Below are 524 nucleotides of genomic sequence, written 5' to 3'. Positions count from 1 at the left end.
CTGTTGGAATTTAAATCGCGGTCAAACCAAACACGGCCACCCAAAAGCGCACCACGCGCAATCATATCATCAAGAAACTGTGTAAGGCTGCGGGTAATGGCAATGACATGTTGACCAGTAAGGTTTTCATCATTCGCCCAAGGGCGGAAATTGTTAATGATCGTTTTTTCCAAGGCTGCACGGGTGCGCACCACATTGACAAAGCGCCAAAGTGGATCACTGGAGGTGGTATGATTTCCCCATAAAATGCGCCCATTGGCGGCAATTTGCCCATGCCCATTTTGACTAAGTCGTGCTGGAATAAAGGTTGCAATATCGGCTTGGTTAAGGCGATTTGCCTCATGATCAATTTCGCCATCAAAATAGCTAATGGGGCGTGCTGTCCCTAAAATGCCATGCACATCTTGGTTGGAAGGAGACCAAAAAACACCGCCCCTTTGCTTGTCCCGTTTGATAAACATGGCTGCTGCAAAAGGACTTGCGGGTTTAACACTAACACCCCCCTCACGATTTGCCACCCGTAC

1 protein-coding gene is annotated in these 524 nt (G+C 48.3%); it reads right to left on the bottom strand.

Annotation, left to right across the window (positions count from 1 at the left end):
- On the bottom strand, positions 1–524 hold a 524-nt coding region (locus ACFINW_RS10155), incomplete at both ends, for a phage tail sheath C-terminal domain-containing protein (protein ID WP_375674280.1).

The sequence above is a fragment of the Bartonella sp. AA18HLJMS genome, from assembly GCF_042197245.1.
Lineage (GTDB): Bacteria > Pseudomonadota > Alphaproteobacteria > Rhizobiales > Rhizobiaceae > Bartonella.
The sequence above is the reverse complement of the archived record's forward strand: the minus strand, read 5'-3'. Positions and strand labels throughout refer to the sequence as shown.